General features: G+C 50.6%; 22 protein-coding genes and 1 other annotated feature. Of the genes, 7 read left to right on the forward strand and 15 right to left on the reverse strand.

Annotated elements, in window-relative coordinates:
- Positions 1-25 precede the first annotated feature (25 nt).
- On the reverse strand, positions 26-1351 hold the full coding sequence (locus OCV63_RS02425; protein WP_158361861.1) for an MATE family efflux transporter: 1326 nt from the start codon (positions 1349-1351) through the stop codon (positions 26-28).
- 270 nt (positions 1352-1621) lie between these two features.
- On the opposite strand from OCV63_RS02425, the gene fliB reads away from it, so the two are divergent.
- Both fliB and OCV63_RS02435 read left to right on the forward strand, forming a co-directional pair.
- Positions 1622-2794, forward strand: coding sequence for a flagellin lysine-N-methylase (gene fliB / locus OCV63_RS02430; RefSeq protein WP_158361829.1), 1173 nt, complete (start codon positions 1622-1624; stop codon positions 2792-2794).
- 112 nt (positions 2795-2906) lie between these two features.
- The gene (locus tag OCV63_RS02435; RefSeq protein WP_158361830.1) at positions 2907-3137 is read left to right on the forward strand and encodes a hypothetical protein; all 231 of its coding nucleotides are present in this window, start codon (positions 2907-2909) and stop codon (positions 3135-3137) included.
- A 168-nt stretch (positions 3138-3305) separates the two neighbouring features.
- Here OCV63_RS02435 and rpoC read toward each other — a convergent pair whose 3' ends face one another.
- From rpoC to rpmG, 9 genes are all read right to left on the reverse strand, one after another.
- Positions 3306-6986: a DNA-directed RNA polymerase subunit beta' gene (rpoC, locus tag OCV63_RS02440; protein WP_158361831.1), complete on the reverse strand. Its 3681-nt coding sequence runs from the start codon at positions 6984-6986 to the stop codon at positions 3306-3308.
- 17 nt (positions 6987-7003) lie between these two features.
- The gene (gene rpoB / locus OCV63_RS02445; protein ID WP_158361832.1) at positions 7004-10930 is read right to left on the reverse strand and encodes a DNA-directed RNA polymerase subunit beta; all 3927 of its coding nucleotides are present in this window, start codon (positions 10928-10930) and stop codon (positions 7004-7006) included.
- Between the two features lie 324 nt (positions 10931-11254).
- Positions 11255-11629, reverse strand: a complete 375-nt coding sequence (gene rplL, locus OCV63_RS02450; RefSeq protein WP_158361833.1) for a 50S ribosomal protein L7/L12 — start codon at positions 11627-11629, stop codon at positions 11255-11257.
- 159 nt (positions 11630-11788) lie between these two features.
- Complete coding sequence (rplJ, locus tag OCV63_RS02455) at positions 11789-12280, reverse strand: 50S ribosomal protein L10 (RefSeq protein ID WP_158361834.1); 492 nt, start codon at positions 12278-12280, stop codon at positions 11789-11791.
- 162 nt (positions 12281-12442) lie between these two features.
- Positions 12443-12583 (reverse strand) — a sequence feature (ribosomal protein L10 leader region).
- 44 nt (positions 12584-12627) lie between these two features.
- Complete coding sequence (gene rplA, locus OCV63_RS02460) at positions 12628-13320, reverse strand: 50S ribosomal protein L1 (RefSeq protein ID WP_158361835.1); 693 nt, start codon at positions 13318-13320, stop codon at positions 12628-12630.
- 79 nt (positions 13321-13399) lie between these two features.
- A complete protein-coding gene (rplK, locus tag OCV63_RS02465; protein ID WP_158361836.1) occupies positions 13400-13825 on the reverse strand; it encodes a 50S ribosomal protein L11 in 426 nt (141 codons plus the stop codon).
- 96 nt (positions 13826-13921) lie between these two features.
- On the reverse strand, positions 13922-14437 hold the full coding sequence (gene nusG, locus OCV63_RS02470; RefSeq protein ID WP_158361837.1) for a transcription termination/antitermination protein NusG: 516 nt from the start codon (positions 14435-14437) through the stop codon (positions 13922-13924).
- Positions 14438-14447: 10 nt separating this feature from the next.
- Positions 14448-14669, reverse strand: coding sequence for a preprotein translocase subunit SecE (gene secE, locus OCV63_RS02475; RefSeq protein WP_158361838.1), 222 nt, complete (start codon positions 14667-14669; stop codon positions 14448-14450).
- Positions 14670-14693: 24 nt separating this feature from the next.
- Positions 14694-14843, reverse strand: a complete 150-nt coding sequence (rpmG, locus tag OCV63_RS02480) for a 50S ribosomal protein L33 (RefSeq protein ID WP_158361839.1) — start codon at positions 14841-14843, stop codon at positions 14694-14696.
- Between the two features lie 318 nt (positions 14844-15161).
- Here rpmG and OCV63_RS02485 point away from each other — a divergent pair, with 318 nt between their 5' ends.
- Complete coding sequence (locus OCV63_RS02485; RefSeq protein WP_158361840.1) at positions 15162-15548, forward strand: metal-dependent transcriptional regulator; 387 nt, start codon at positions 15162-15164, stop codon at positions 15546-15548.
- A gap of 87 nt (positions 15549-15635) precedes the next feature.
- Here OCV63_RS02485 and OCV63_RS02490 read toward each other — a convergent pair whose 3' ends face one another.
- The gene (locus tag OCV63_RS02490; RefSeq protein ID WP_158361841.1) at positions 15636-16871 is read right to left on the reverse strand and encodes a DUF2130 domain-containing protein; all 1236 of its coding nucleotides are present in this window, start codon (positions 16869-16871) and stop codon (positions 15636-15638) included.
- Positions 16872-17019: 148 nt separating this feature from the next.
- A complete protein-coding gene (gene larE, locus OCV63_RS02495; protein ID WP_158361842.1) occupies positions 17020-17835 on the reverse strand; it encodes an ATP-dependent sacrificial sulfur transferase LarE in 816 nt (271 codons plus the stop codon).
- Between the two features lie 339 nt (positions 17836-18174).
- On the opposite strand from larE, the gene OCV63_RS02500 reads away from it, so the two are divergent.
- From OCV63_RS02500 to OCV63_RS02510, 3 genes are all read left to right on the forward strand, one after another.
- On the forward strand, positions 18175-18381 hold the full coding sequence (locus OCV63_RS02500) for a cold-shock protein (RefSeq protein ID WP_158361843.1): 207 nt from the start codon (positions 18175-18177) through the stop codon (positions 18379-18381).
- A gap of 191 nt (positions 18382-18572) precedes the next feature.
- Positions 18573-18971 (forward strand): DUF3783 domain-containing protein, encoded by a 399-nt coding sequence (locus OCV63_RS02505; protein ID WP_158361844.1) that lies wholly within the window; start codon positions 18573-18575, stop codon positions 18969-18971.
- Positions 18972-19754, forward strand: a complete 783-nt coding sequence (locus tag OCV63_RS02510; RefSeq protein WP_158361845.1) for a sigma-70 domain-containing protein — start codon at positions 18972-18974, stop codon at positions 19752-19754.
- Between the two features lie 70 nt (positions 19755-19824).
- Here the strand turns inward: OCV63_RS02510 and OCV63_RS02515 are convergent, their stop codons facing one another.
- Genes OCV63_RS02515 through OCV63_RS02525 form a run of 3 tightly spaced genes read right to left on the reverse strand, consistent with a single transcriptional unit; the run spans position 19825 to position 22438 of the window.
- Positions 19825-20766 (reverse strand): DUF3878 family protein, encoded by a 942-nt coding sequence (locus OCV63_RS02515; RefSeq protein ID WP_158361846.1) that lies wholly within the window; start codon positions 20764-20766, stop codon positions 19825-19827.
- Between the two features lie 51 nt (positions 20767-20817).
- Positions 20818-21717 (reverse strand): hypothetical protein, encoded by a 900-nt coding sequence (locus OCV63_RS02520; protein ID WP_158361847.1) that lies wholly within the window; start codon positions 21715-21717, stop codon positions 20818-20820.
- Positions 21713-22438, reverse strand: a complete 726-nt coding sequence (locus OCV63_RS02525) for an AAA family ATPase (protein ID WP_158361848.1) — start codon at positions 22436-22438, stop codon at positions 21713-21715. The genes OCV63_RS02520 and OCV63_RS02525 overlap by 5 nt, the downstream gene beginning before the upstream one ends.
- A gap of 308 nt (positions 22439-22746) precedes the next feature.
- Here OCV63_RS02525 and OCV63_RS02530 point away from each other — a divergent pair, with 308 nt between their 5' ends.
- Positions 22747-22986, forward strand: a complete 240-nt coding sequence (locus OCV63_RS02530) for a DUF6061 family protein (RefSeq protein ID WP_148486182.1) — start codon at positions 22747-22749, stop codon at positions 22984-22986.
- Positions 22987-22999: the final 13 nt, after the last annotated feature.

The raw sequence follows: 22999 nt of genomic DNA on the forward strand, positions 1-22999 counted from the left end.
AAATCCGTCTTGTCTATCTTCCATCTTACACATAACACTCCCGCGCCTGTTTTCGCACGATAAAGAAGCAGAGCACCTGCATGGCAATCGTAATCAGCCAGGATCCCGGATAAGAAATAAACAGTACAAACAGCGACCGGTGTAGCGGAAAAATGCCATAGATCCAGACAATTCTGGTTCCAACCGTTCCGATAATTGACAAAATCATCGGTACGCCCGACCGCCCCATACCGCGCATGGCGCCCGGGAACAGATCCATGATACCGCACAGAAAATAGGGAATTGTTGTAATAGAAATAATTTCCATTCCTGCTTTGATAACATCCGGATCCTTTGTATAAATCTGTAAAATCTCCGGTCCGAATACATAGAAAATCGTTCCCAGTGTTCCCGCGAACACCACTGAGATAATCGCGCAGTCAATCAGCACCCGATCCATCCGTTTGAATTTTCCCACGCCATAATTCTGGCTGGTGAAGCTCATGCAGGCCTGGGTGACAGAATTCACCGATGCATAAAGGAAGCCCAGCAAGTTGTTGGCCGCTGTGTAGCCCGCCATGGCCGTGGAACCGAAGGAGTTTACCGATGACTGAAGCATGGCGTTAGAGAAATTGATGACCACGCTCTGGATGCCAGCCGGGATACCCACCTGAAAAATCTGCCCCAGATAAGACACATTCATCCGCAGCTTCGAAAACCTCAGCTGATAACTGCTCTCTGATTGATACAGGCAGCGCAGTACCAGAATGCAGGAGATAAGCTGCGACACCACGGTGGCAATAGCCACGCCTTCCACGGCCATATGGAATTTTACCACCAGAATCACATTCAGCATCGCATTGGTGATACCCGCCACGATCAGGAAGAGCAACGGCCGTCTGGTATCGCCCACCGCACGCAGAATCGCCGCTCCATAGTTATACAGCATGAAAAATGGCATACCCAGGAAATAAATCCGCATATACAGGGTCGACAAATCAATCACATCATCCGGCGTCTCCATCACTTCCAGCGCCCATCTGGCCATCCCCACTCCCACAAAGGTCATGATCACACCGCTGATCATCGCCACCAGAATTGCCGTATGAACGGTCTCAGACATCTCCTGATCCTGGCCTGCTGCGTAGAACCGGGCCGCCAGTACATTGACGCCCATAGAAATACCGATAAACAGATTCGTAAAGATATTGATCAGGGCTGTCGTGGAGCCCACCGCCGCCAGGGACTGGCTTCCGCTGTACTGCCCCACCACGATGATATCCACCGCGTTGAACATCAGCTGCAGCACACCGGAAATCATCAGCGGCACCGCGAACACGATCAGCTTGTCCATCAGAGTGCCATTGCACATGTCGATTTCGTATTTATTCTTTTTCACTTTTATCTCTCCCGTTGCTTTTCTGTCTTTTCTTAAAGGCCGTCTTATCTATTATGTTACACAGATTTTTCGGGAAATGCAATATCTCATTCACAGAAAAACTGACGTTCATCATCTCACGCTTCGATGCAGCCTCTATCTGCTCAGGAACTGCTTGTATTCACTTTCTGTTTATGATAGCATTGATCCTGAGTTTTGCCGGAAGGAACCGGTGAGCCATCCATTTATCTGGGAGAATTTTCTATGAAACGATTACGTCCTGATTACTATGAACATTTTACCTGCATCGCCGGAGCCTGTCCAATTACCTGCTGTCAGGAATGGAAAATCGCTGTGGATGACGACACCGCCAAGCGCTGGAAGAAGCTGGCTCCCCCGGCTGATGTGGAGGAACAGAAGAAAAATCTGAATGCTTATACGATACACAAGGACGGCGAACGGGTCATCAGACTGACCCCGGAACACAAATGTCCGTTTTTAAATTCAGATAAGTTATGTAAACTTGTATGTACCTATGATGACACAGTGCTTTCCAGGACCTGCCAGGATTTTCCCCGGGAGCTTCTGCGGTTCCGTACCCACGAAGAGGAAAGCCTGATGGCTGCTTGTCCGGCGGTGTTGGATATCTGGCGGGAGCTGGAGACGCTTTCCTTCCCCTCTCCCGCGCCGGAGGATCTGACCTCTGAACAAGCCCGGCTTCTGTTCCGGCTGCGTTCTGCGAGCATCCGCCTGCTGGACTTAAGCCACCAGGCGCCGGAAAAGGATACCCCGGAGCAGGCCCTCCTGGAGCTCTCCTATATCCTTCAGGAATTAAATCGGAGCGATGCTCTGGACGAGGCTCATATTACAGAATACTACTCCGACCATTCCCGTGCCCAGCTCCGCGACGCCATCGCCAATATCGATCTGCCGCCCCTGGACACTCTGGACGAGTGCAACGAGCTTTTACAGGATCTGGCTGTGAATTACCGGAAAGAAGGCCTGTATTCCGGCTATCTGGAACCGATTATCCAGCTGGCAGAGAAACTTTACGAGGGCTGCAACGAAGAGGATCTGCTCCGCCATTGGAATACGTTCCGGCAGGATTTTACTACCTGGCGCCCCTTATTGTTCCATTACCTGGAAAATGAGCTCTACTCCGGTCTCCTGCTCCCCGGCAGCGACCTCACGCTCACAACGCTGCTTCTCCATCTGGAATGGATCGTCCTGACCTATGCCGTCATCCGCCACAGCCTGTTCCTGGCCTGGCTTCAGGGCGGCAGGCAGCCACTTTCCTACGAGACCGTCCGGAACTACATTGTCATCCTGAACCGTATGACCGGCTACAACGAGGACGACGTCTTCGAATATCTGGCAAACAGCTTCGAAGACCCGCTCTGGGACTGGGGCTATTTCGCCCTGATCCTCGGCCATTAAGCTTTGTAAGCCTTCTCTGATTTTTTTCGGAAGCTTTACAATCTCTTTACACAAATACACCTGAAACCTAACAAACACCTCCTATACTGTCAACTATAGAGAGGTGTTTATTATGAGAACAAAATCTACGATTGAAAAAGTTATGTATCTAATTACCTTTGCAGGCATTATCACAGCAAATGTATCTTCCATCCTGTTCGGCGTCCATGTAATGCATCCGGCTTTCCTGGCAGGTGTGCTCATCGCAGTTATCGGCGTCAACGGCGTACTGCTTTTGAAGCACCCGTCCTTCCAGATACATCATATTTCCGAGAATTCCAACTGGATTCATTATGTAGACTGACATCCTGCCCGGGATATAATTCCAAACATTCTCGCATCCCCCGTATCTCCACTGTCCGCAGTGTGAAATCGGGTGGGTGCGTTTTTTATTGCATTAAAAAAAACTGCTGTCTCACATTTTCGTGAAACAGCAGTTTTCTAATGCATCCTTTATCTCTGATACAGGCTCTTATAACTCAACCGGCTCTTCGGTCTCCTCTGCCTCTACAGCAGTCTCATCCTCAGCTCCGTCCTCGGTCAGATCCAGACTTTCATCCAGATCGATGTCCTCATCGAAATCCAGCTCAGCCTCTTCGTCCATATCGGTATCCAGTTTTACGTTCTGATAACGCTTCATACCGGTTCCGGCAGGAATCAGCTTACCAATCAGTACGTTCTCCTTCAGACCGATCAACGGGTCAACCTTACCCTTGATAGCAGCCTCTGTCAGAACCTTGGTAGTCTCCTGGAAGGACGCTGCAGACAGGAAGGAGTTGGTAGCCAGAGATGCCTTGGTGATACCAAGCATAATCTGCTTTCCTTCTGCGGGCTGCTTGCCCTCTGCGATCAGACGCTCATTGGCATCCTCGTACTCCAGAATATCTACCAGTGTACCCGGCAGGAACTCAGAATCTCCGTTGTCCTCGATACGAATCTTCTTCAGCATCTGGTGTACCAGCATCTCGATATGCTTGTCGGCGATTTCTACACCCTGCAGACGGTATACACGCTGAACCTCACGGATCATGTAATCCTGTACGGCGCGTACGCCCTTGATCTTCAGGATATCGTGGGGGTTCACGCTACCTTCGGTCAGCTCGTCGCCGGCCTCCAGTACCTGTCCGTCCTGAACCTTGATACGGGAACCGTAAGGAATCAGATATACCTTGGACTCTCCGTCTGCGGCTGTCACCTGAATCTCACGCTTCTTCTTAGTATCCAGAATGGTAACGGTTCCGGCGATCTCTGTGATGATCGCAAGTCCCTTCGGCTTTCTTGCCTCGAAAAGCTCCTCGACACGGGGAAGACCCTGTGTGATATCTCCACCTGCGACACCGCCGCTGTGGAAGGTTCTCATGGTCAGCTGGGTACCCGGCTCACCGATAGACTGTGCCGCGATGATACCGACTGCCTCACCTACCTGTACGGCCTCACCGGTAGCCATGTTCGCGCCGTAGCACTTCGCGCATACACCGATGTGTGATTTACAGGTCAGGATGGTACGGATCTTCAGGCTGTCAATGGGGTTGCCGTCCTTATCTACGCCATTTTTCATAATAGCGGCTGCACGTCTCGGCGTAATCATATGATTTGCCTTAACGAGTACATTGCCGTCCTTGTCGTATACCGTCTCGCACGCAAAACGTCCGGTAATACGATCCTGCAGGCTCTCGATCTCTTCCTTGCCGTCCATAAAGGCTTTTACTACCATGCCCGGGATCTCACCCTTGCCCTCGCAGCAGTCTACCTCGCGGACAATCAGATCCTGAGATACATCTACCATTCGACGGGTCAGGTAACCGGAGTCTGCGGTACGCAGAGCGGTATCGGACATACCCTTTCGTGCTCCATGCGCTGACATGAAATACTCCAGAACGTCCAGACCCTCACGGAAGTTAGACTTGATAGGAAGCTCGATGGTGTGACCGGTGGTATCGGCCATCAGTCCACGCATACCGGCCAGCTGCTTGATCTGCTTGTCAGAACCACGGGCTCCGGAGTCAGCCATCATGTAGATGTTGTTGTAACGATCCAGACCGTCCAGCAGCGCCTTGGTCAGGATAGCGTCGGTGTCCTTCCAGGTCTCTACAACCTCTTTGTAACGCTCTTCCTCGGTAATCAGACCACGCTTATAGTTACGGGTAATCTTATCTACGGTATCCTGTGCCTTTTTGATCAGCTCCGGCTTCTCAGGCGGCACGGTCATGTCGGAAATGGATACGGTCATAGCCGCACGGGTGGAATACTTGTATCCCATCGCCTTGATATCGTCCAGTACCTCTGCGGTTCTGGTGGCTCCGTGGGTATTGATAACCTTCTCCAGGATCTGCTTCAGACCCTTCTTGCCTACGTGGAAATCGACTTCCAGTACCAGCTCATTGCCCGGAATCGTACGGTCTACGAAGCCCAGATCCTGCGGCAGAATCTCGTTAAAGAGGAAACGGCCCAGGGTAGATTCTACGATACCGGTCATCTCGGTTCCGTCAGCCAGGGTTCTGGTTACGCGGACCTTGATTCTGGACTGCAGACGGATGACTTTATTCTCATAAGCCAGGATGGCTTCGTTCAGGTTCTTGAAGAACTTGCCTTCGCCTTCGCTTCCCGGACGCTCCTGGGTCAGATAATAGATACCAAGGACCATATCCTGGGACGGAACGGCTACAGGACCGCCGTCAGACGGCTTCAGCAGGTTGTTCGGAGAGAGCAGCAGGAAACGACACTCCGCCTGTGCCTCTACGGACAGGGGAAGATGCACTGCCATCTGGTCTCCGTCGAAGTCCGCGTTGAACGCGGTACAAACCAGCGGATGCAGCTTGATAGCCTTACCCTCTACCAGAATCGGCTCGAAGGCCTGGATACCAAGACGATGCAGGGTAGGAGCACGGTTCAGCATAACCGGATGCTCTTTGATGACGTCTTCCAGTACATCCCATACCTCCGGCTGTACCTGACGCTCTACCATTTTCTTTGCGCTCTTGATGTTGTGCGCGGTACCGTTCTGTACCAGCTCCTTCATAACGAAGGGCTTGAACAGCTCGATGGCCATCTCCTTCGGGAGACCGCACTGATAAATCTTCAGCTCCGGACCAACGACGATAACGGAACGTCCGGAATAGTCAACACGCTTACCCAGAAGATTCTGACGGAAACGTCCGGATTTACCCTTCAGCATGTCAGACAGGGACTTCAGCGCTCTGTTGCCCGGGCCGGTAACAGGACGGCCACGGCGTCCGTTGTCGATCAGCGCGTCTACCGCTTCCTGCAGCATACGCTTCTCGTTGCGGACGATGATATCCGGTGCTCCCAGCTCGAGGAGGCGGGTCAGTCGGTTATTTCTGTTGATAATTCTGCGGTACAGGTCGTTCAGGTCGGAGGTGGCGAAACGGCCGCCATCCAGCTGTACCATGGGGCGCAGATCGGGCGGGATAACCGGAACCGCATCCAGAATCATCCACTCCGGCTTGTTACCGGACTCGCGGAAGGCCTCTACGACCTCCAGACGCTTGATGATACGGGCACGTTTCTGTCCGCTGGCGTCCTTCAGGCCTGCTTTCAGTTCTACGGACTCCTTCTCCAGATCGATGGCCTGCAGCAGCTCTTTGATGGACTCTGCTCCCATGCCTACCCGGAAACGATTGCCGTACTTCTCACGCATATCCTGATACTCTTTTTCAGACAGTACCTGCTTGTACTGAAGCTCGGTATCGCCTGCGTCCAGTACAATATAGGATGCGAAGTACAGGACCTTCTCCAGTGTACGGGGAGACAGGTCAAGGATCAGTCCCATACGGCTGGGAATGCCCTTGAAGTACCAGATATGAGACACCGGAGCAGCCAGCTCAATGTGGCCCATACGCTCACGGCGGACGTTAGACTTTGTAACCTCTACTCCACAACGGTCGCAGACTACGCCTTTATAGCGAATCTTTTTATACTTTCCGCAGTGGCACTCCCAGTCCTTGCTGGGTCCGAAGATTCGTTCACAGAATAAGCCGTCTTTTTCCGGTTTCAGGGTTCTGTAATTAATGGTTTCAGGCTTTTTAACCTCGCCTCTGGACCACTCCCGGATCTTCTCCGGGGACGCAAGTCCGATACGAATCGCGTCAAATGTCATCGGCTGGTATACAGCCTGATTCGTTGTTTCTGGCATGAATGGCACTCCCTTCCTTATTCTTCTTCAAAATCTCCGTCGAAATCAGAGAAATCCTCGTCTGAATCGTCCGGATCCTCCTCTATGTCAACCAGTTCTCCGTCGTCAGCGAACTCCTGCTTGCTGAAACCGTAGTCGCCGTAGGAATCCTCATCGTCCTTAAAGCGGCGGTCTCCCTCAATGATAGAGCGCAGGTCGGTGCTCTCGCCATACTCACTGGTCTCCATGATCTCGACCTCTGTATTGTCATCCCGCAGTACGCGAACATCCAGTCCCAGAGACTGAAGCTCTTTTAAGAGTACCTTGAATGACTCGGGAATACCCGGCTTCGGAATATTGTCGCCCTTGATAATGGCCTCGTAGGTCTTCACACGTCCGATGACATCGTCAGACTTCATGGTCAGGATCTCCTGCAGGGTGTAAGATGCGCCGTAGGCCTCCAGAGCCCACACCTCCATCTCTCCGAAACGCTGTCCACCGAACTGTGCCTTACCACCCAGCGGCTGCTGAGTAACCAGGGAGTACGGTCCTGTGGAACGGGCATGAATCTTATCGTCTACCAGGTGATGCAGCTTCAGGTAATGCATGTGACCGATGGTTACAGCGCCATCAAAGTACTCGCCTGTACGTCCGTCACGCAGCCGCACCTTACCATCTCTGGAAATCGGAACGCCCTTCCAGAGCTTTCTGTGTTCACGGTTCTCATCCAGATACTGTGTTACTTCCGGAAGCAGTTCCTCACCGTGCTTTCCAAGGAAAGTCTCGCCAGCCCAGGGCTTGCCGTCTGCTGTGGTCTCCTCGCCTTTTTCCTTCCACTCTGCCGCTTCGGCATCGTCAAACGGAAGATTTACATAATCATTTGCCAAATCCAGTGTATCCATGATATCGCTCTCGTTCGCGCCGGAGAATACCGGTGTGGATACATTGAAGCCAAGGGCCTTTGCTGCCAGGCTTAAGTGAATCTCCAGGACCTGGCCGATGTTCATACGGGACGGTACGCCCAGGGGGTTCAGTACGATATCCAGCGGACGGCCGTTGGGCAGGAACGGCATATCCTCTACCGGAAGTACACGGGAAACGACACCCTTGTTTCCGTGACGGCCTGCCATCTTATCTCCTACGGAGATCTTACGCTTCTGAGCGATGTAGATACGTACGGACTGATTTACACCCGGAGACAGCTCGTCGCCGTTCTCTCTGGTAAATACCTTGGCGTCTACGACGATACCATACTCGCCGTGGGGTACCTTCAGGGAGGTATCACGCACCTCGCGGGCCTTCTCACCGAAGATGGCGCGCAACAGTCTCTCCTCAGCGGTCAGCTCAGTCTCTCCCTTCGGAGTAACCTTACCTACCAGAATATCGCCTGCGCGGACCTCTGCGCCGATGCGGATAATTCCGCGCTCGTCCAGATCCTTCAGCGCATCGTCACCTACACCCGGAACGTCTCTTGTAATCTCTTCCGGTCCCAGCTTGGTATCACGGGCTTCTGCCTCATATTCCTCGATATGGATAGAGGTATATACATCATCTTCTACCAGACGCTCGCTAAGAAGTACGGCGTCCTCATAGTTGTAACCTTCCCAGGTCATAAATCCGATCAGCGGGTTCTTACCGAGCGCCAGCTCTCCGCCGGAGGTGGAAGGACCATCCGCGATGACATCGCCCTTCTTTACCTTGTCGCCCTTGAATACCACCGGTCTCTGGTTGTAGCAGTTGCTCTGGTTGCTTCGGGAGAACTTAGTCAGACGATATACGTCCTTGGTTCCGTCGTCGCACTTGATGGTGATCTCATTGGATACGGAACGCTCTACCACACCGTCGTGCTTTGCTACTACGCACACACCGGAGTCTACTGCAGTCTTTACTTCAATACCGGTACCTACGACCGGAGCCTCTGTGGTCAGAAGCGGTACAGCCTGACGCTGCATGTTGGATCCCATCAGCGCACGGTTCGCGTCGTCGTTCTGCAGGAACGGAATCAACGCGGTAGCCACAGAGAATACCATTCGCGGAGACACGTCCATGTAATCGAACATGGAACGCTCATACTCCTGAGTCTCCTCACGGTAACGACCGGATACATTCTTATGAATGAAGTGTCCTTCTTCATCCAGAGGCTCATTTGCCTGCGCTACATGGTAGTTATCCTCTTCATCAGCGGTCATGTAGACTACTTCGTCTGTGACGCGCGGATTCTTCGGATCCTCTTTGTCAATCTTTCTGTACGGCGTCTCGATGAAACCGTACTCGTTAATTCTCGCATAGGATGCCAGCGAGTTGATCAGACCGATGTTCGGTCCCTCAGGGGTCTCGATGGGGCACATTCTTCCGTAATGGGAGTAATGTACGTCTCGAACCTCGAATCCTGCACGGTCTCTGGACAGACCGCCCGGTCCCAGTGCGGACAGACGACGCTTGTGTGTCAGCTCGCCCAGCGGATTGTTCTGGTCCATGAACTGAGACAGCTGGGAAGATCCGAAGAACTCCTTCACTGCTGCAGTGACCGGCTTGATATTGATCAGGGACTGCGGTGTGATGTTGTCCTGATCCTGGGTGGTCATACGCTCGCGTACGGTACGCTCCATTCTGGAGAGACCGATACGGTACTGGTTCTGAAGCAGCTCGCCAACCGCACGGATACGACGGTTGCCCAGATGGTCGATATCGTCCTCATTACCGATACCATACTCCAGGTGCAGGTTGTAGTTGATGGAAGCAATGATGTCTTCCTTGGTAATATGCTTCGGAATCAGATCGTGGATCTCACGCTTAATCGCTTCCTTGATATCCTCGGTACTTTCATTTTCTTCCAGTATCTTTTTCAGAGCCGGATAATATACTAATTCTGTAATACCCAGTTCCTCCGGATCCACATCCACATAATGACGCAGATCTACCATCATACTGGAGATAACGCGGACGTCGCGCTCCTCGGTCTGAATCATAACGAACGGTACCGCTGCGTTCTGGATCTCATCTGCCAGCTCACGGGTTACCTCGGTGCCTGCCTCAGCCAGGATCTCTCCGGTCTGGGTATCTACCACATCCTCAGCCAGCACATGGCCGGTGATACGGTTGCGAAGCATCAGCTTCTTATTGAACTTATAGCGTCCTACCTTCGCCAGATCATATCTTCTCGGATCGAAGAACATGCTCATGATCAGGCTCTCTGCGCTGTCCACGGCCAGCGGCTCACCCGGACGAATCTTCTTATACAGCTCCAGAAGACCTTCCTGATAGCTCTCTGCGGTATCCTTGGCCAGAGTTGCCAGGATCTTCGGCTCCTCACCGAACAGATCGATGATCTCCGGATTCGTTCCGTAACCCAGAGCACGAACCAGAACGGTTACCGGAACCTTTCTGGTACGGTCTACACGTACATAAAATACATCGTTGGAATCTGTCTCATACTCCAGCCATGCACCACGGTTCGGGATAACGGTACAGGAGTAAAGGCCTTTTCCTAATTTATCATGATCAATCGCATAGTAAATTCCGGGGGAACGAACGAGCTGGCTGACGATAACACGTTCTGCGCCATTGATCACGAATGTACCTGTCTCCGTCATCAGCGGCAGGTCACCCATGAAAATCTCGTGTTCATTGATTTCATCTGTCTCTTTATTATAAAGACGTACTTTTACCTTCAGGGGAGCTGCGAATGTCGCATCTCTTTCTTTGCATTCTTCGATGGTGTACTTGAGATCATCCTCACCGGTGCAGAGCGTGAAGTCTACAAAATCCAGACTCAGATGTCCGCTGTAATCGGCGATGGGAGAGATGTCATCGAACACTTCTCGAAGACCTTCCCGAAGGAACCAATCATAGGAATCCTTCTGGACCTCAATGAGGTTCGGCATCTCCAGGACTTCTTTCTGCCTGGAATAGCTCATTCTGAAGTTCTTACCGGTTGTGACCGGACGTATTCTGTTCTTTTCCATTGACGTTCACCCCTTATTTAATATGGAAGTTAGCTACTATTTTGATAACTGTTCAGTGCATGCACAGTTAGCTTTTGGCTGTACTGAGCTGTTATTTTCGTCATTTTGCACAAAAATGCAAAACGAATTCAGAGCCTAGCTCACCACAATAGTGCATCCTACATGATATCATAAAGAGGTGTGAGTGTCAAGCTTTTTTTGTACGTTTTGGAGATTTTTTTCGAAAATGATTTTGAGGTGATTTGTGAATTTTGGTTATTTTTTTATTGATATTTAAATAAGCCGGGCAGATTATCTCTGCCCGGCTCCATAAGTCGTTAAAACTTATTTCAGGGTTACAGTAGCTCCCTGCTCCTCAAGCTTAGCCTTCAGCTCATCAGCCTCTGCCTTGGAAACGCCCTCTTTTACTACCTTCGGTGCGCCGTCTACCAGGTCCTTAGCTTCCTTCAGACCCAGACCAGTTACCTCACGGACAACCTTGATAACCTTAACCTTGGAATCTCCAGCGCTTGTCAGCTCTACGTCGAAGGAATCCTTCTCCTCAGCTGCTGCTGCGCCTTCGCCAGCTGCTGCTACAACAACGCCTGCTGCTGCAGATACACCAAACTCTTCCTCACAAGCCTTTACCAGCTCGTTCAGCTCTAATACGGATAACTCTTTGATAGCGTCGATAAACTCAGCGGTAGTTAACTTTGCCATTTTATTTTCCTCCTGATTTTTCATTTTTAAATTCGTTTTTTTGTTAGTAGAATCACCATGGTCACTAAATTCGCACTGTGCCTTTGACTTGCGTTCATTAAGTGTCCAGGTGGGCGTTTGTACTAAATTCGTGCTACGCACTCATTAAGTACTCACAGCCTATGCCTCCGCCTTGGATTCCGCGATCTGATTGAGAACGCGAGCAAAGTTTGTAATCGGAGACTGGATGCTGCCAAGCAGCTTGCCAAGAAGCTCTTCTCTTGACGGAACCTTCGCGATCTCAGCCATGCCAGCTGCGTCGTAGTAAGCTCCCTCTACGATACCGCCCTTGATCTCAAGAGCCGGTGCCTCTTTGCCGAACTTAGCAAGGATACGTGCCGGAGCAGTTGCATCTGTCTTGGAGATAGCAATTGCGTTCGGACCCTCCAGCTGCGGAGCCAGGCTCTCACAATCTGTTCCCTTGAATGCGAAGTTCATCATCGTATTCTTGTAAACCTTGTAGATAACTCCGTTATCTCTGAGCTCTTTACGAAGTCTTGTATCCTGCTCTACGGTCAGACCGCAGTACTGAACAAGAACAACGGACTGAGCACCGTCGATATTTGCAGAAATCTCTTCTACAACCGGTTTCTTCAGCTCGATTTTTGCCATGAGTGGTGTACCTCCTTATTAGTCTATGTGTTCACCAACCCGATATACGAAAGAATCCTGCTTGTAGGATTCTCCGCCTGCGGCGGGTCGCTTCAGCAACATCATTCCGCTCCACCGCAGTGCGATCGAATTTTTATATAACAGGGGATTCCATCCGAATTTCCTGTTATATAAAAACCTCTCTATCCGCAAAGACAGAGAGGTTTCGAAAATCATTCAAAGTGAATGCATATCGTCCTCGGCAGGCGTATTCAACTTATGCCTTACGGCACCTGCTGTCTTCGGGTCGTGTTACATGCTATGAAAGCATAGCATATCTTTTTATGAATGTCAACCAATATTTTTGATTAACCAAGCTTTGCTGTGTTCAGTCTTACGCCCGGTCCCATGGTCGGAGCGATGGTTACGCTCTTCAGGTACTGGCCCTTTACAGCTGCCGGCTTTACCTTATTGATTGCATCGATCAGCGTCTGGAAGTTGTCCGCTAACTGCTCCTCTGTGAAAGAAGCCTTTCCAATCGGCACGTGGATAATGTTAGTCTTGTCCAGTCGATACTCAATCTTACCAGCTTTGATTTCCTGGATAGCCTTGGTAACGTCCATAGTTACAGTTCCGGCCTTCGGGTTCGGCATCAGACCCTTGGGTCCAAGTACACGTCCCAGACGTCCTACAACGCCCATCATGTCCGGTGTAGCTACAACTACGTCGAAATCAAGCCATCCTTCGTTCTGGATCTTCGGAACCAGTTCCTCTGCTCCAACGAAATCTGCGCCTGCTGCCAGTGCCTCATCTGCCTTTGCGTTCTTTGCGAATACCAGCACACGTGCAGTCTTACCAGTTCCGTGCGGAAGTACAACAGCGCCACGGATCTGCTGATCTGCATGACGTCCGTCACAACCTGTACGGATGTGAGCCTCGATGGTCTCATCAAATTTTGCGGTAGCAAGCTTCTTTACGATAGCTACTGCCTCATCTCTATCATACTGAGTCTGTTTGTCGTAGAGCTTAGAAGCCTCAACATACTTCTTTCCATGTTTCATATCAAATAACCTCCTGGTGGTAATTGCGGGATTCAGGGTTTTCCCTCCCACGTCTGACTTTTGTTATAACAGTTTCGAATTACTCTTCTACAGTGATACCCATGCTGCGAGCGGTTCCGGCGATCATGCTCATTGCGGAATCGATGTTCGCTGCGTTCAGGTCCGGCATCTTGAGCTCAGCAATCTTCTGAAGCTCAGCCTTGCTGATGGTAGCAACCTTAGTCTTGTTCGGAACTCCGGAACCGGACTGAATCTTGCAAGCCTTCTTCAGCAGTACTGCTGCAGGCGGAGTCTTTGTGATGAAGCTGAAAGATCTGTCTGCGTAAACTGTGATAACAACCGGAATAATCATTCCGTCCTGATCTGCGGTTCTTGCGTTGAACTGCTTTGTGAACTCTACGATGTTCACGCCGTGCTGTCCAAGAGCCGGACCAACGGGCGGAGCCGGTGTTGCCTTTCCAGCAGGAATCTGCAATTTAATATAACCTGTTACTTTCTTTGCCATTTTAGGCACCTCCTTGTGGTAATTGCGGGCTATCTGGGTTTCTCCCTCCCACATGCTCTGTGTATCGGTTCGAAGCTTACGCTCCCATCCGACCTGTTACATTTTCTTGATTTCTGTGAAGCTGATCTCGACCGGCGTCTCTCTGCCGAACAGATCCACGTTGATGGTTACGCACTGTTTATTCTGGTTAATATCCTGAATAACGCCTACCGTGTCGGCCCATACGCCGCCTGTAACCGTAACGGTGTCTCCCACTTTGAAATCTACTACGACATTTTCAGACTGGATTCCGAGCGGCCGCATTTCCTCTTCTGTCAGAGGTACCGGTTTCGATCCCGGTCCGACAAAGCCGGTCACACCACGGGTATTGCGCACAACGTACCAGGTGTCGTCATTCATCACCATGTTAATCAGAACATAGCCCGGAAACATCTTCTTCTGAACCTGTTTTCTGGCACCGTTCTTCATCTCAACCACGTCCTGCAGCGGAACTCTCACTTCGAGAATCTGCTCCTCCAGGTGTCTGTTTTCAATTGTTTTCTCAATGTTGGCCTTAACCTTGTTCTCGTATCCGGAATAAGTATGAACTACATACCAGTTTGCCTCTGCCATTTTCTCACTCCTATAAACTAATCAGCATGTCGATTCCATAAGACAGGATAATGTCCAGAAGCTTGATTACAACTCCCAGAGCAATTGACGTAAGCACTACGGCTGCCGTCTGTCTTATCACGGTCTTTCTGTCCGGCCATACAATCTTGTTGTACTCCGCCTTCAGACCCTTGAACCAGCTTTTCTTCGGTTTATCGGTGCTTTTAGTGGCCTTTTCTGCTGCTTCGCTCATCGTCCCACTATCCTTTCCTGCATCTTATTTTGTTTCTTTGTGCAGTGTGTGCTTTCTGCAGAATCTGCAGTACTTGTTAGTCTCCATCCGATCCGGATGATTCTTTTTCTCTTTTGTCATGTTGTAGTTACGCTGTTTGCACTCCGTACATGCCAATGTGATCTTTACGCGCACGACTTCCACCTCCGCTTATTTTTTGCTTGCTGGACAGCCTCGATACGCATGCCGGCATATCTTAACTGTCGTTTTTTAGGCATAAAAAAAAAGCCTACTTCCATTCGCCCTGATATCATATCACGCCGGACATCAGTGTGTCAAGCATTTTCTTTGGAAAACCGCCAGGAATACCATCTGATAAATCCTATCTTTTACTCTCAGATTAAACACTTGCCTTTCTTCCGGCAAAATGTTAAACTTTAACTATTATAAATACGTGAATTTCAGGAAATAATTTTATGAAGGCCTGAATATGGAGAAGGAGATTGCTACTATATGAATTATCAGAGACATAAGTCCGAGGAATCGGTGGAGGATTATTTGGAAACAATCCTTATTTTAAGCAAGCAGAAAGCCCAGGTGCGTTCCATCGACGTGGCCAATGAGCTTGGTTATTCCAAGCCCAGCGTCAGCGTGGCCATGAAGAATCTGCGTCAGAAGAATTACGTGCTGGTTTCCGACGAGGGCTACCTTTCTCTGACTGAGGAGGGCCTGAATCTGGCATCCACTGTGTACGAGCGCCATTCTGTCATTTCCAACTGGCTCATCAGTCTGGGCGTGTCCCAGGAGGTGGCTGTAGAGGACGCCTGCCGGATGGAGCATGACATCAGTGATGAGAGCTTCGCGGCGATTAAGAAGTATCTGCAGGATGCCGGGAAATAATTTTATATAGAGAGAGAATAAAACCGCTTCGCAGGTGGCGTTATCTGCGGAGCGGTTTTTCTTTGTTGTATAGTGCCTTATGTAAACTTAATTTTCTGATTCTTCTTTTTTCAGCTCATCAAACATGGCTTTCACCGAAGGCGCGTTCTTCGTCAGACGTTTGATACTCAGATCCTCAGCCTTATGATTGGCCAGACGCAGGTTATTTTCAGAGGCGAGCAGGGCGTCCTTCGTCTTCTGCAAATGGGTAATCGTTTTGTCAATCTCATCGATAGCCGTCTTGAACCTCTCGCTGGCGATACGGTAATTACGGGCGAAGCCCTCCTTGAAGGTATTCATATTTTCCTCGAACCGCAGAATGTCCACCTGCTGATGACGGGCCAGCTCCAGCTCCCGGCGGTACTGAAGGGAATTCAGGGCCGCATTCCGAAGCAGGGTAATCATGGGAATGAAGAACTGGGGACGGATCACGTACATTTTCTCATAACGGTAGGACATGTCCACGATGCCGTTGTTATAAAGCTCGTTGTCGATCTCCAGCAGAGAAACCAACACGGCGTACTCACATTTTTTCTCCCGACGGTCCTTGTCCAATTCCTTTAAGAAATCCTCGTTCTTGTGCTTGGTAGCCGTCTCATCCATCTCATTTTTCATTTCGAACATAATGGAAATGAATTCCACGCCGTCGGCGGCTTCCCGGAAGATAAAGTCGCCCTTGCTGCCGGTGCGGGCATCATTATCCTTTTCAAAGTAAGCGTTCGGAAACGCGGTCATACGCAGGGCGTTGAACTGATTCAGGCAGTGCTGCTCCAGGCTTTCGCCGATCATTTTCGTGGACTGGCGGGCCTTGAAATCCTTGTAGTATTCGATCTGCTCATCCTTCATTTTCAGCTTTTCCTCGTACTGCTTCTGAAGGGCCTGCTCTTTCAGCTCGTTTTCTGTAGCTTTGTTGGCAAGCTGGCTTTTCAGAGCGGTGATCTCGGTGGTTTTCTCCGAAAGCTCCCGGTCTTTTTCGCTTACCACCTCGGCCACGGCCAGTTTTTTTTCGGTCTCCGTACCGGAAATCTGAGCCTGAAGCCGGGCAATCAGCTGATCGCGCTTTTGAAGCTCTGTCTCTTTCTTCGCTAAAGCATCGTCGTATTCCTGCTTCTGTTCCAGCCTCAGGAGGCGCAGTTCGCTCTCCTGCTTTCCGGCCAGCTCCTCCTCCCGGCGGCGCAGTTCTTTATCGAATTCTTTGTCCCGGACCTGCTGTACGATCTGGGCATAGCCGGATTCGTCCACCACGAAGACCTCGCCACAGTTGGGACATTTAATTTCCTGCATGTTCCTATTTCTCCTTTATTTAAAATCTTATCTCTATTTCCTCTTTTGCATATTCCCATTTTAGCACAGATACTTCCGGCCTTCCAGCTTAAAAAACAGCAAACTTTAAGGGCATGGCTTGCACTGTCATGCCCTATCTTATGTAAACTTATTTTTTCAGCACATCGTTCATGCTTCCCATCCGGTACCCGGACAGATCCATGGTCACATACAGGAAGCCGTACTCTTTCAGCTTCGCTATCACGTCGGTGCGGACCTTCTCGTCCATCAGCTTGTCGAACTGCTCCGGCAGTACCTCGATGCGGGCCAGATTGTCGTGGATGCGGACGCGCACCTGGCGGAAGCCGTAATCCAGAAGCAGCTGCTCAGCCTTCTCTACCATGCCCAGCTTATCCTTAGTAATGGTCTCACCGTATACGAACCGGGACGCCAGACAGGCGAAGGACGGCTTGTCCCAGGTGGGCAGGTTAAGGCTCTTGGAAAGCTCGCGAATCTCAGCTTTGGTAAGCTCCGCTTTGCGAAGGGGGCTCTTGATATCCAGCTCGGCGATGGCCTGGAGACCCGGGCGGTAATCGCCGTTGTCGTCCATATTGGAACCCTCTGCCACGTAAGCGATGCCGTTATCCGCGGCCAGCTGCTTAATCTTCTCAAACAGCTCATGCTTGCACAGATAGCACCGATTGGGCGGATTCTGGGCGAAGCCATCTATCTCCAGCTCCTCGGATTCACAGATAAAGTGACGAATGCCTTCCTTCTCACAGAAAGCCTTGGAGGCCTCCAGCTCCCGCTTCGGGAAGGAGCAGGACTGGGCTGTCACCGCAATGGCCCTGTCGCCCAGTTCATCGTGGGCTACCTTCAATAAAAATGTGGAATCTACGCCACTGGAAAAGGCCACGGCCACACTTCCCAGTTCTCTTAAATATGCTTTCAAAGCTTCCAGCTTCTGTTCTGCTGTACTCTGCATGTTTCTACCTCCTGCATGTTTGTTTTCCGCTGTCCCGGCACATTCTTCCGTCCGGTCTATTTTATCATCATACTATAAATTTTTTTCCGGATCAATGCTTAGCTATTTGATAGGAAATGCTTATTTTCAGCTGTTTTCCCAAGTTTTCCTTGACTTTCTTCCATTTTTAGGATATAGTTATTTTATTGTTTGAATGTGTTTTCGAAGAGGATTGATTCACATGTTTTTGTAAGTCATCGTTCACTTTGATGCTTTACAAAAACATGTGATTTTTTTGTAATCGAAATGGCATTCGGACAGACAAATCATATTTCTATTAGTTATAGGAGGCTCTATTTTATGAACAAGGGTACTGTTAAGTGGTTCAACGGAACAAAGGGATACGGCTTTATCACCAACGCTGAGACTGGCGAGGATGTATTCGTACATTTCACTGGCATCGTGGCTGATGGCTTCAAGACTCTGGAGGAAGGCCAGTCCGTTACTTTCGATGTAACCGAGGGTAATCGTGGACCGCAGGCTACCAACGTTGTAGTTGTAGCGTAAGCTGTTTCGATACAAATGAAAAACGCCGGAACGTCCTGAACGCAGGACGGAGGCCGGTAACAAAGGCATCCCACGCCGGGATGCCTTTTCTGATCCCAAACCGGAACCGTTTACGCCCTACTTGCAGGAGCCTCTCCGGCATGCTACAATAAGGATACATTTTGGATTCTATTCTATAAAAGGAGACTGTCATGGCAGCAAGAAAAGAACTTGTGCTTTATTATACACCGGAGAAATCCGATGCAGACCGGCTCTTAAAGGGCGTGCTGGTGCGGATGGGCGTCCGGATCCGCAATCTCACGCCGGAGCAGACCGATGAAAAGATCGGCGCGCTGGCGGGGCTGGCGGGCTGCGAGGAGCAGACGGATGCACCGGAAGCGCCCGCGATTTCCGAAAAAATGCTGATCCTTCATGGCTTTAGCCAGCAGCGCTTACAGGAGCTGCTGGCAGGCCTTCGGAAGGCCAAGGTTCCGCCCATCCCCCTGAAAGCGATGGTAACAGAGCACAACGCGGACTGGACGCTGTACGAGCTCTATCAGGAGATCCGCAAGGAACATGAGATGATGACCGGGCAAAAGGAGAGTAAATAAATGGAAAAAGAAGTATTTCAGAAGCGTCTGGAGGATCTGGGCGAGCTGGCGAAAATCAATAACAACCGCCTGAGTACTGACGCAGTGAAGACATTTTTGAAGGATATGGACCTGACCGAGGAGCAGTACAATCTGGTATTCGCGTACCTGGCGTCCAAGCTGATCACGGTGGAAGGCTATGTGTCCGCAGCTAAGGGCGGGAAAGACAGCGCGCCCACCCTCTCGGAAGAGGAGCAGACTTTCCTTGCCCAGTACGAGGAGGATTTAAGCTACCTGACGACCCTTACGGAGGAGGCTCTGCTGGAACTCTGCCGGGACGTAGAGGAAACTGGCGACAGCGACGCCAAGTCCCATCTGACAGAGCAGCTGCTTCCGAAGGTAGTGGAGACCGCAAAGCATTACGCGGGCCGCGGCCTGCCCATCGGCGATCTGATTCAGGAGGGCAATATCGGCCTGATGCTGGCCCTGGATACGCTTGGAATCCGCGGGGACGGTGTGTCCGCCCTGGATTACCTGAAGCAGGAAATTGAGAAGGCCGTCAGCGAGGCCCTGGAAGATCAGCAGACAGAAAAGTCCGCCGGTGAACTGATTGCCGATCGCTTAAATGAGCTGAGCGACGGCATCAAGGAGCTCTCCGGCGAACTGGAGCGCCAGGTCTCCGTGGAGGAGCTGTCCGCATTTATGGACATGCCTGTGGAGGAAATCGAAGACTTGCTGAAGCTGGCCGGTGAGGGAACCGGCGACGGGGAACAGACCCCAGATAACTCCGGGAACGAGCAGTAAGCAGGAAACCAGCGGGGCGGCCAATGGCCGTCTCTTTTCATATCATCAGAATCAGATACCGCGCCAGAAACTATTCTTTTATCGTCTCAATCCGGACTCGACGATCCCGTCCTCTGCTCTCCCAGATCATCAGATACACGTGGAATTCCAGATTATCCTGCGCGGTGGTAAAGGGTTCCTCGCACAGTACTTCCGCGCGGATACCCCGTCTGGCCAGCTCCCGTCTGCGTTTTTCGGCCTGCTGCTCCAGACGCTTTACCTTTTTATCTATTTCTTCTCCAAAAGAACGCCGCGGATAGTTCTGCACCGCTTCCCGGAGCCGCTGTGCCAGCAGGTCTACTACATCCGCGCCGTCTACGCGATGGAGCATGGCCGCAATCCGTTTTGCCAGAAAGGGCCAGGGGCACTTCCGGTAAAGGGCCAGTCTTTGGCCCAGCTTTTGATTGCCGCACTCCCGCGCCAGCTCCTCCATGACATCCAACGCATCCTCCGAAGGGTTCCAGGGATCCGGAATCGGCACGATGTATTTCTCCGGGACTGCCGGATAACAGCAGTAATTCAGCGGTGGAAAATAAGCCAGATGGGCCAGACGGCGCTCCATGGGCGTACAATATTCCATCCCCAGATACTCGCATTTATCCCGGAGAATCGCAATCCGGTATTCCAACTGGCGCAGATACTCATACCCCGGCACCCAGAAATGCGCGATTTTCCCATAATTATAGAGATGTGCTTCCAGATCCAGCTTTTCAAACAGCAGCGTCACCGCGTTATCGCCCTGCCGGACCACCAGCACATATCTGGTCGCGTCCCGGCTGATAGACCAGGTCAACGCGCCCTCATAATCCTCCAGATAATGGCCGGTCAGCGCCGCCCCGCGAAATACCAGAAAGCTCTCCACCGCGTCGTTCATCAGATAAACTAACCGGCGTTCTGTATCGCATTCTTTTGATGGTAATAACTCAAACTGATCCTGCTCCAGCAGTTCCTCCAGCATTACAAATGTATCCATGTATAACCTCTTTTGTTTCATTTTATGCTTTATCTTAAAATCCATTTTTTATTAAAACAGATCCAGCATATTATCCAGATAAATCTCTTCCCGCGCCTCCAACTGGTGCTCCGGCTTCGTCATATAATAGAGCAGAAATTCCAGAATCAGGGCGCTGCCCAGGCTCCGGCCTTCGATTTTGAAATGAGAAAAGCCCCGGGGAAGGTAAATCGTACGGATGTCGTCGATGCTGATAAAGGCCGGATTTTTCATGGCTTTGGAAAAGCGATAACCCTCAGTGGCATTCGGGGCCTGGCAGGCATGCTCCACGTCTTCTCCGAGATTTTTGCGGCTGACGATCTCGTAACAGCGTTTGCGATCCCGGCAGCCGGGCCAGCAGCATTCGTTGCAGAGAAATTCTACCTTGTCTTTCTCTGCTTGCGATAACGTATTCCATTGATCCAATGCTTTATTCAGGCGGAAATCCGGCACCACATAGCGGAAATCTTCTCTCTGAATTTCTTTATGGCACTCTCGAAAATCCGTCAGAACTTTTGTAGTGGAAGACACAAAATAAAGTCCCGGATAGGTCTTCTTTATATACTCAAGCAACAAATCCGAATGGATAATAACGCCGTTTTGCACTGCTCCATTTTGCTCAAATAAGGCGCAGAGCGCATTGCATTTTTTGTCTGTAAGATGTTCTTCCCGGAGCAGGGAATTACTGAAAGTCAGCCGGGCAGAAATACCGTATTCCTGCATCAGCGCCAGAACCTCCCGCGGCCCCTGCTCCCCAAATCCGGCCCGGCCGCCGCCCCAAAGGCAGTCCGCCGGAGCGCCGTAGATGGAACCTATCTCACACCAGTCGTAGAACCAGTCCCGGTGCTGCCGGTATAAGGGCAAAAACACCTGGTACAGCTCATAGAATTCGAACAGGCCTGGTAAATGATAATATGCCTTTTTCACATTAATTGTCTTCCTCTTCCAAAAGTCTCCGTAATAAAACTTCCCGGTTATTTAAGAACACTTCCGTCACCTGGTAGCTCTCGGTCTCCTCGTAGGCGCAGGAGTGAATCGCACCGTCGTCAAAGCAGTAAATATCCGCGCCCGGGATGCCCAGCAGAATCGGCGAATGGGTCACAATCAGGAACTGGCTACCGCTTTTCGCGCAGCGGTGAATCTCCATCAGCAGTGTGAGCTGCCGCTGGGGTGAAAGGGCCGCTTCGGGCTCGTCGAACAGATACAGGCCATTGGGCCTCAGATAATTCTGAGCCAGAGCCAGAAAGCTCTCGCCGTGGGATTTTTCGTGATATCTGGCTGACGGATGCAGCGGATCAGCATAGTCCTCCTCCTGGGTCGCCACATTGTAGAAGCTTTCCGCCCGCAGGAAATAGCCGATTTTCTCCCTCCGATAGCCTTTTATCAAACGGATGGCGTCACAGAGCTCCGAGTGGGTATCATAGGTGGAAAAGTTATAATTTTTCGTTCCGCCCTCCGGGTTAAAGCCATGGGCCACCGCAATAGCTTCTAATAGCGTGGACTTTCCACTGCCGTTCTCACCCACGAAGAAGGTAATCGGTTTTGTGAAATCGAGGCGTTCTATGCCCCGAAATGCTTCGATATAGTTTAAATAGCTGTCCGGATCGATTCGGTTCCAGTCGAACTGGACGGCCTGTATGAATTGTTGCTTCATGTATCTATACTCCTCACTTGCGCTCATTATATCATATCCTGCCCTCTCCCACCATACAAACCGCCACTGCTCCGCGCAAAAAGCCCCATAAACAGTTTCTCACCACTGTTTATGAGGCTCCTCTTCTTTACTCCTCTGTAATCGGAAATGTCACCTGCCAGTTTTCCTCTATGTTAACGTTTTGAGAACATGAAAAGCCCATAAATAGGGGATTTGTGTATGGCAGTGTTGCATATGTGTTGTATGCGGTTGGCTGCCCACACATTCCCAGAGCTACTCATTACTTTAGCAAAGAAAGGATTAATACTATGAAAATACATTTTGCTTACTATAACCAGTACAAGAACGGAATTGATATTGCTTTTGCTGATAATACACTTCTATTCTTATCCTGTGCAGAAGCTGAAAAGAATCTCCATACTACACCTAACTCTCAAAGGCTTATTGATAACCTTGCAATTGATAATCCGCTTATGTATGCTGCACTTGCTCTTGATTGTGAGTTGCAGGATTGGGCTGATGCTATGGATGAGGATTGGAGTCCTTAATCCAAAACATCTT

This window comes from Laedolimicola ammoniilytica (genome assembly GCF_025567165.1).
Lineage (GTDB): Bacteria > Bacillota > Clostridia > Lachnospirales > Lachnospiraceae > Laedolimicola > Laedolimicola ammoniilytica.

Coding starts and splice junctions, on each gene's coding strand:
- rplJ (WP_158361834.1), bottom strand. CDS start 12,280: ATGGCAAAAATCGAGCTGAAGAAACCGGTTGTAGAAGAGATTTCTGCA.
- OCV63_RS02505 (WP_158361844.1), top strand. CDS start 18,573: ATGGCAGCAAGAAAAGAACTTGTGCTTTATTATACACCGGAGAAATCC.
- rplA (WP_158361835.1), bottom strand. CDS start 13,320: ATGAAACATGGAAAGAAGTATGTTGAGGCTTCTAAGCTCTACGACAAA.
- nusG (WP_158361837.1), bottom strand. CDS start 14,437: ATGGCAGAGGCAAACTGGTATGTAGTTCATACTTATTCCGGATACGAG.
- OCV63_RS02490 (WP_158361841.1), bottom strand. CDS start 16,871: ATGCAGGAAATTAAATGTCCCAACTGTGGCGAGGTCTTCGTGGTGGAC.
- OCV63_RS02530 (WP_148486182.1), top strand. CDS start 22,747: ATGAAAATACATTTTGCTTACTATAACCAGTACAAGAACGGAATTGAT.
- rpoC (WP_158361831.1), bottom strand. CDS start 6,986: ATGCCAGAAACAACGAATCAGGCTGTATACCAGCCGATGACATTTGAC.
- OCV63_RS02485 (WP_158361840.1), top strand. CDS start 15,162: ATGAATTATCAGAGACATAAGTCCGAGGAATCGGTGGAGGATTATTTG.
- fliB (WP_158361829.1), top strand. CDS start 1,622: ATGAAACGATTACGTCCTGATTACTATGAACATTTTACCTGCATCGCC.
- OCV63_RS02510 (WP_158361845.1), top strand. CDS start 18,972: ATGGAAAAAGAAGTATTTCAGAAGCGTCTGGAGGATCTGGGCGAGCTG.
- OCV63_RS02435 (WP_158361830.1), top strand. CDS start 2,907: ATGAGAACAAAATCTACGATTGAAAAAGTTATGTATCTAATTACCTTT.
- OCV63_RS02515 (WP_158361846.1), bottom strand. CDS start 20,766: ATGGATACATTTGTAATGCTGGAGGAACTGCTGGAGCAGGATCAGTTT.
- rpoB (WP_158361832.1), bottom strand. CDS start 10,930: ATGGAAAAGAACAGAATACGTCCGGTCACAACCGGTAAGAACTTCAGA.
- OCV63_RS02525 (WP_158361848.1), bottom strand. CDS start 22,438: ATGAAGCAACAATTCATACAGGCCGTCCAGTTCGACTGGAACCGAATC.
- rplK (WP_158361836.1), bottom strand. CDS start 13,825: ATGGCAAAGAAAGTAACAGGTTATATTAAATTGCAGATTCCTGCTGGA.
- larE (WP_158361842.1), bottom strand. CDS start 17,835: ATGCAGAGTACAGCAGAACAGAAGCTGGAAGCTTTGAAAGCATATTTA.
- rplL (WP_158361833.1), bottom strand. CDS start 11,629: ATGGCAAAGTTAACTACCGCTGAGTTTATCGACGCTATCAAAGAGTTA.
- OCV63_RS02500 (WP_158361843.1), top strand. CDS start 18,175: ATGAACAAGGGTACTGTTAAGTGGTTCAACGGAACAAAGGGATACGGC.
- OCV63_RS02425 (WP_158361861.1), bottom strand. CDS start 1,351: ATGTGCAATGGCACTCTGATGGACAAGCTGATCGTGTTCGCGGTGCCG.
- secE (WP_158361838.1), bottom strand. CDS start 14,669: ATGAGCGAAGCAGCAGAAAAGGCCACTAAAAGCACCGATAAACCGAAG.